The organism is Paracoccus sp. PAMC 22219 (assembly GCF_000787695.1).
GTDB lineage: Bacteria > Pseudomonadota > Alphaproteobacteria > Rhodobacterales > Rhodobacteraceae > Paracoccus.
In genome coordinates this window covers 55332-61864 of sequence record NZ_BBPH01000094.1, presented here as the reverse complement: position 1 = coordinate 61864, position 6533 = coordinate 55332, and the positions used below count along the sequence as shown (strand labels likewise).

Annotated in this window: 7 protein-coding genes; 3 read left to right on the top strand and 4 right to left on the bottom strand. The window is 67.9% G+C overall.

What is annotated here, in order from left to right; translation table 11 throughout:
• Positions 1-41: 41 nt before the first annotated feature.
• The 3 genes from TY51_RS23440 (at position 42) to TY51_RS11510 (ending at position 1852) form a co-directional block, all read left to right on the top strand.
• Positions 42-503 carry a LysR family transcriptional regulator gene (locus TY51_RS23440; RefSeq protein ID WP_307536380.1) on the top strand — a complete coding sequence of 154 codons (462 nt, stop codon included), beginning with the start codon at positions 42-44 and terminating at the stop codon, positions 501-503.
• A gap of 161 nt (positions 504-664) precedes the next feature.
• Positions 665-868, top strand: coding sequence for a LysR substrate-binding domain-containing protein (locus TY51_RS23435; protein ID WP_231559025.1), 204 nt, complete (start codon positions 665-667; stop codon positions 866-868).
• A gap of 84 nt (positions 869-952) precedes the next feature.
• Complete coding sequence (locus TY51_RS11510; protein WP_042249803.1) at positions 953-1852, top strand: LysR family transcriptional regulator; 900 nt, start codon at positions 953-955, stop codon at positions 1850-1852.
• A 6-nt stretch (positions 1853-1858) separates the two neighbouring features.
• Here TY51_RS11510 and TY51_RS11505 read toward each other — a convergent pair whose 3' ends face one another.
• From TY51_RS11505 to TY51_RS11495, 4 genes are all read right to left on the bottom strand, one after another.
• Positions 1859-4078 (bottom strand): prolyl oligopeptidase family protein, encoded by a 2220-nt coding sequence (locus TY51_RS11505; protein WP_231559024.1) that lies wholly within the window; start codon positions 4076-4078, stop codon positions 1859-1861.
• Positions 4079-4158: 80 nt separating this feature from the next.
• Entirely contained in the window at positions 4159-5526 is a 1368-nt protein-coding gene (locus TY51_RS11500; protein ID WP_197054745.1) for a HAMP domain-containing sensor histidine kinase, read from the bottom strand.
• Positions 5433-5855 carry a hypothetical protein gene (locus tag TY51_RS22725; protein ID WP_197054744.1) on the bottom strand — a complete coding sequence of 141 codons (423 nt, stop codon included), beginning with the start codon at positions 5853-5855 and terminating at the stop codon, positions 5433-5435. The genes TY51_RS11500 and TY51_RS22725 overlap by 94 nt, the downstream gene beginning before the upstream one ends.
• Positions 5852-6526, bottom strand: a complete 675-nt coding sequence (locus tag TY51_RS11495; RefSeq protein ID WP_042249800.1) for a response regulator transcription factor — start codon at positions 6524-6526, stop codon at positions 5852-5854. The genes TY51_RS22725 and TY51_RS11495 overlap by 4 nt, the downstream gene beginning before the upstream one ends.
• Positions 6527-6533 lie beyond the last annotated feature (7 nt).

Genomic DNA, 6533 nt, shown 5'->3' with positions numbered 1-6533 from the left:
AGGGCACATAAGCTGAGATGATAGACTGACCGAACCTTCCGCTGAACGGGCTGCGCGCCTTCGAGATCGCGGCGCGGCAAGGCAGCTTCACCCGCGCCGCGATCGAGCTTCGGGTGACGCAGGCCGCCATCAGCCAGCAGATCCAGCGGCTCGAGGAGATCCTGGGCCACCAGCTGTTCAAGCGCGCCTGGACCGGGCTGATCCTGACGGATGTCGGGGCGGCGCTGCATCCGGTGCTGACGCGTAGTCTCGACCAGATGGCCGAGGCGCTGGCGCGGTTCCAGTCCGGACGCTACCGCGAGGTGCTGCATCTGGGCGTGGTGACGACCTTTGCGACCGGATGGCTGATCCCGCGCCTTACCGATTTCGAGGCCGCGCATCCCGATGTCAGTCTGGCGTCTTCACCCACAACGACCGCATCGAGATCGCCAAGGAGGGACTGCACCTGGCCGTGCGCTTTGGCGACCGCGAGGCCTGGCCCTGGCTCGAGGCTGATCCGCTGATCGCCGTGCCGCTGACGCACCTTTGCGCGCTCGCGCTGCTGCCACGCCTCCGCCAGCCGGGCGACCTGGCCGCTCAGCGCCTGCTGCGATCCTACCGCACCGACGAATGGTAGGGGTGGTTTGACGCCGCGTGCGCCCTCTGCCCGCTGCTGGTGGGGCCAGTGCTGCACAGTTCGGTCGCGCTGGCCGAGCTTGCGGTGGCGGGGCATGGCGTGGCGCTGCTGCCCGCCGTCATGTTCGCCCGCCATCTGCGCGAGGGGTCGCTGGCCCGCCCTTTCGCCGCCGAGGTCGAGGCGGGCCGCTATTGGCTGACCTGGCCGCGCGGCCGGCCGCACAATCCCGCGATGGAAAAGTTGCGGGCCTAGATGGCAACGGCCGTCGCCCCGACGGGCATCTAACGGGCCAAAAATCTCTGCCGTCGATAGTTAGAATGGGTTATAATTCACTCCATGAATTTGCGATCGATCGACCTTAACCTTCTGGTGATTCTGGACGCCCTTCTGGACGAGGCGCATGTGGGTCGCGCGGCGGACCGCGTGGGGCTGTCGCAGCCTGCGGCCTCGGCGGCGCTGCAACGCTGCCGGCACCTGTTCGGAGATGCGCTGCTGGAACGGGGGCGCGGCACGATGCGCCTGACCGCCAAGGCGGAATCGTTGCGCGCCCCGCTCAAGTCGGTCCTGGCGGGCATCGTGCATCTGGTCGAACCGCCCGAGGTTCCGCTGGCCCATATCCGCGCCACGATCCGCATCACGATGGCGGATTATCCCGCCGCCCTGTTGGCCGTCGGGCTGCAGGCGGGCCTCGCCCAGTCGGCGCCGGGGATCGATCTGGTGATCCAGCCTTGGCGGGGCGGGCAGGAGGCGCGTCTGGCTCTGATCGACGGGACGAGCGATTTGGCGCTGTCGGTCTTTCCGGGCGAGGATCCCGACTTCAACCGGGCCGAGATCCTGCGCGAGGATTATGTCATCGCCCTACGCGAGGATCATCCGGCGATCGCGGGCTTCGATCTCGACGGTTGGCTGGACTGGCCGCATGTCGTTGTGTCGGGCCGCGCCGAGACGCGCAGTCCGCTGGACGGGCAGCTGGCCGAACAGGGCCGCAGCCGCCGGGTGGGTATGGTGGTTCCGGGTTTCGCGATCGTGCCGGACCTGCTGCGCCAGTCCGACCTGATCGCGATGCTGCCCTCGCGGGTGGCGGGGGCGGCGGGGCTGGCGACGCTGCCGCCGCCGATCCCGGTGCCGGGCTTTTCGCTGCATCTGGCCTGGCACCGGCGGCGAGACGGGGACCGCGCCCTGCGCCATGTGGCGGACCTTCTGGCCGCCCGGCGCGATCCCGCCCCAGTTGAATGACCTCGCCTAGTCCTTCGGCGTGACCTTAAGCCCCGTCCAATGGGCCGCAAAGGCCCATTGTTCAGCCATCTGTGCGATCTGCGTGGCCAACGACGTGCCCTGCCCGTGACCGGCCCCTTGGGTCACTCGCAGCAGATGCGGCTGCGCGCCGATATCGGCCACCTGAAGCGCAGCCGCGTATTTCAGCGAATGGGCCGGCACGACGCGGTTGTCGGTATCGGCGGTGGTGACAAGGATCGCCGGATAATCCGCGCCGTCGCGGATCGGGTGCAGGGGCGAATAGGCCAGAAGAGTGCGGAACTGATCCTCGACGGCGGGGCTGCCATATTCCTGGACCCACATCGCGCCGCCGGTGAAGCGGTCGAAGCGCAGCATGTCCATGACGCCCACGTCGGGCAGGACGGCGGCAAACAGGTCCGGTCGCTGATTGGCGACCGCCGCGACCAGAAGCCCGCCATTCGACAGGCCGTGGATGGCCAGCCCGTCTAGCGCGGTGATACCTTCGGCGATCAGGTATTCGCCCGCTGCGATGAAATCGTCGAACACGGTCTGTTTCAGTTCGCGCCGACCGGCATGGTGCCAAGCGCTGCCATATTCCCCGCCCCCGCGAATGTTCGCCACCGCATAGACGCCGCCTTGTTCCACCCAAGCCATCGCCCCGGGCATGTAATAGGGGACCATACTGATGCCGAACCCGCCATATCCGGTCATCATGGTTGGGGCCGGCCCCGTCACGTCGGCCCGGCGGATGACAAAGACCGGGATACGGGTGCCGTCGGCCGATGCGTAGAAGCGCTGCTCGACCACGACACCGTCAAGCGTCACCGGCAGGTTCGGATCCTGCCACGGCGTCACGCTGTTCTCGGCCACATCCAGACGCAGGACCGTGGGCGGAAACTTGTGGCTGGTAAAGAGGAAGTAGCCATCGTCCCGGCCGGGCTCGCCTTGGAACAGGGCAATGGTTCCGGCGCCGGGCAAGTCCACCGACCCGTCGGGAGTGCCGTCCAGCCGATATCGCTCCAGCACCATCCGGGCATCGACCATGTAGGCCAGCACGATCCGGTCACCCAGGATGGCCGTGCCGTGGCGCAGCACCGCGTCGGGACGCTCGGGGATCAGCTCGGAAAAGGCAGGTTCGGAATCGGCCAGGTCAATGGCCATCACCCGGCCCTGCGGCGCGCCCATCTGCGTCGAAAAGATCAGCCGCGTGCCCTCTGTTCCCAGCAGCGCCCATTGATCCTCATGGCTTTCGACCAAGGTCAGCGACTCTGCACCGTCCTGTGACAGGTTCGTCACGGTCACGGCGACGCCGCCTGACAGGGCCGAGCTGTAGATCACCAGAAACCGCCCATCGCCCGAGACGGTCGCAGTGTGCAACAGCGGCGTGTCGGATGCGCCGCCATGAACCAGCCGGTCTTCGGACTGGCTTGTGCCAAGCCGGTGGAAATAGACCGCGTGATCGCGAACCGCCTCGTTGAATGAGGCGCCGTCTTCACCGGCGGGAAAGCGCGAATAGTAGAACCCCGATCCGTCGCCGGACCAGGCGATCGTCGTGAAGCGCGCCCATTCAAGATGATCGTCCAGAACCTCGCCAGTGACGGCGTCCATCACGCGGATGCTGCGCCAGTCCGAGCCGTCCTTCTGCAGCGCATAGGCCACGAAATCCCCGTCGGGCGACACGTCCCATTCGGCCAGGGCCTGCGTGCCGCCGCCTTCCTGGGCGGAGGGATCAAGCAGCACGCGTTCCGGGCCGTTGGTTCCCTCGCGCAGGATCAGGCGCGGCTGGTCCTCGCCTGCACCCTGGCGCTGAAAGAAATAGCGCTCGCCGCGCCGGATGGGCGGGAAGACGGTGTCGTGCCGGTTCAGCAGGCTCAGCCGCTGCTGAAAGATCGGCCGCGCCGGCAGCGTCTCAAGATAGGCGGACGAGACGGCATTCTGCGCGTCGATCCATTCTGTCACGGTTGTATCCGTGCGCGGGTCCGCCTCGAGCCAGCGGAAGGGATCGGCGATCTGGACGCCGAACAGCGTCTCGACATCGTGCGTTCGGGGGGTGTCGGGATAGGTCAGGTGCATCTCCTCGGCCGCAGAGGCGGCGAATGTGGACAGGATCACTGCGACGGCCGCGCCGCGGAACGCGCGGATCGACCAAAACGGGGCAGAGGGGGGGGCGGACATGCCGCGCCCGCCGCGCGGGCAGGGGGCGCCGCCTGTCGGATGGAATTTCACTCGGCTTCTCCTTCGAACGTATCGGGTTCGCCCCCGTGGATGCGCGGCATCCGCGGGGCGGCTTTAACGGGGTGTGAGAATCAGGGGCGCGGGCCGCATTCGCGGCGGGATGGGTCGCGCTGGCAGCGCTGATCGCGGGCGCGGTCGCTCATGATCTGGGCGTTCAGCGCGGTCTCGCTGACCATGTTCTGCCGATAGAGGGCCTCGGTCGAGCTTTCTTCGGACATGCACCCGGCCAGAAGCCCTGCAGCCAGCAGCGCCATGCCGATGCCGCCACGCGACTGGAGGAGAGGAGATTTTCGCATTTCAAGTGCCTTCATGTCAGTTCCAGTTCCGCGCAGACGGATCGCATTCCCACCGCCTGCGTCCTGGAACCTCTGCGCGCCGAAGGTTGCACGAACATGGCGTCGCTGCGCCGAGCGATGGAAAAGCCGCCTACCCGGCGCGCCCGTGTCGGGCGTCTCGCGAAGGCCCAGCTCGACCCGGACGATGGTGCCGCCGCCCGGTGCCGAGCGGATCGTCACGCGACCGTCATGCCGGGCCACGACCTCCGCCACCAGATTGAGTCCAAGCCCGCTGCCGCCGGATTGCGGGCGCAGCCGGTAGAAGGGTTCAAAAACGCGATCGCGCTGATCCGGAGGAATGCCCGGCCCGTCATCCTGCACCTCCAGCACCTGGCCCGTCACGCGCAGCACGACATTCCGCCCGCCGTGATCGATCGCGTTGCGCAAGAGGTTCATCAGCACCCGCTCCAGCGCGGCTGCGTCCCCCATGCAGGGGGCTGCCGTCCCGGCCTCGACCGCCATCGTCCGGCCTCCGGCGATGGCCAAGGGCGCCAGATCCGCGACCACGCCGCGCGCCAGTTTCGTCATATCCACCGGGGCATGGGAGCCGCCCTCAGCCATGCGCTGCAGGTCCAGAAGCTGCTCGGTAAGGATCGTCAGGCGCTGGATGTCGTCGCCAAGCGCGCGCAGGGCGGGATCGCCCGCAGCCTCGATCCGGGCCTGCAACACTGCGATGGGCGTGCGCAATTCATGCGACGCCATTGAGATGAACCGCTGCTGGCGCTCGTGACCCTCGTCCAGCCGTCGCAGGGCATCGTTCATCGCGCGCACAAGCGGCGCGATCTCGCGGGGGACATGCGCTTCGCTCAGGCGGCGGCCCCGGCGGTCGGGGTCGATGTGTTCGGCCTCGTCTGCGATGCGCGATATGCCGGCCAGCGCCCGCCTGACGATCAGCGGGGTGATCGCGAAGGAGGTCAGCGACAGCAGCACGAGGAACGGCAGGAAGACCACGGTCGAGGCCATCAGGACGACCATGTTCAGTTCCAGCAGAGGACCCTGGCCCAGGATGGTTAGCGTGCCGATCTCGGTCGTCTGGCGGCGCAGGATCGCGGTGAGTCGATAGGGCGGCGCGACGTCGCGCAGCTGCGCGACGGACAGATCCACCAGCCGCCCGCGCAGCCCTTCATAGGCCTCCGGGACGCGCCGAAGCCGACGCTGTGCCCGTCCTCGTCCTCTGCGAGGAACCACAGGCCCGGCGCTTCGGTCTGCAACCCCTCCAGCGCTTCGGTCGGGCGGACGACCAGCGCGCCTGTCTGGTCGCGCTCGATCGCCGCGGCGATGACTGGAATGACCCGCTCGTCGGCATAAGGTCCGCCACTGTCAATTCTGAGCGCGCCCACCATCAGGATCAGCACCGAGATCAGCAGCGTCGCCAGATGCACGATCAGCGGATAGACGATCAGCGGCCGTTTGAGCGAAGGGCCGCGCATCATGGCGCCCCGCGCAGCAGGTAGCCCACGCCCCGGATGGCGTGGATCTCGACACCGGCATTCGCCTCTCGCAGGCGGCGGCGCAGGCGCGAGACATGCGAATCCAGCGTGTTCGACTGGATCTCGTCGTCAAAGCCGAAGACTGCCTGTTCAAGCGTCTCGCGCATGACGGTTCGCCCCCGCCGCCGCATCAGGGCGGCCAGCACGCGCAGCTCGCGGCGGGGCAGCGTCAGGGGGTGGCCCCCGACCTCGGCCTGGTCATTGACCGGATCGAAGATGACGCGCCCCGCGCCGATCCGTTCGTCGCGCACCTGCGCCGGGCGGCGGCGCACGGCGCGGATCCGCGCCAGCATCTCATCGAGCGCGAAAGGTTTCACGAGGTAGTCGTCCGCGCCGTGATCCAGACCGGCCACGCGGTCCGCGACTTCGCCGCGCGCGCTGAGGATGATGACGTGGATGCCGGGGCTTCTCTCGCGCAGCCCTGCCAGCAGCGACAGCCCGTCCCCGTCGGGCAGTGTCCGGTCCAGCAGCGCAAGATCGTATTCAACCAAGGCGGCGGCTTCGCGCGCGTCGGCGAGGCAATCGAGATGATCGACCACGAAGCGTTCGCGCTGCAGGACCTTGGCCAGCATTTCGGCCAGCCCGGCCTCGTCCTCGACAAGCATGATGCGCATGGGGCCT

What these genes read in the sequence shown, in the direction of transcription:
- TY51_RS11510 (WP_042249803.1), top strand. Translation starts at nt 953, where the DNA reads ATGAATTTGCGATCGATCGACCTTAACCTTCTGGTGATTCTGGACGCC.
- TY51_RS22725 (WP_197054744.1), bottom strand. Translation starts at nt 5,855, where the DNA reads ATGATGCGCGGCCCTTCGCTCAAACGGCCGCTGATCGTCTATCCGCTG.
- TY51_RS11495 (WP_042249800.1), bottom strand. Translation starts at nt 6,526, where the DNA reads ATGCGCATCATGCTTGTCGAGGACGAGGCCGGGCTGGCCGAAATGCTG.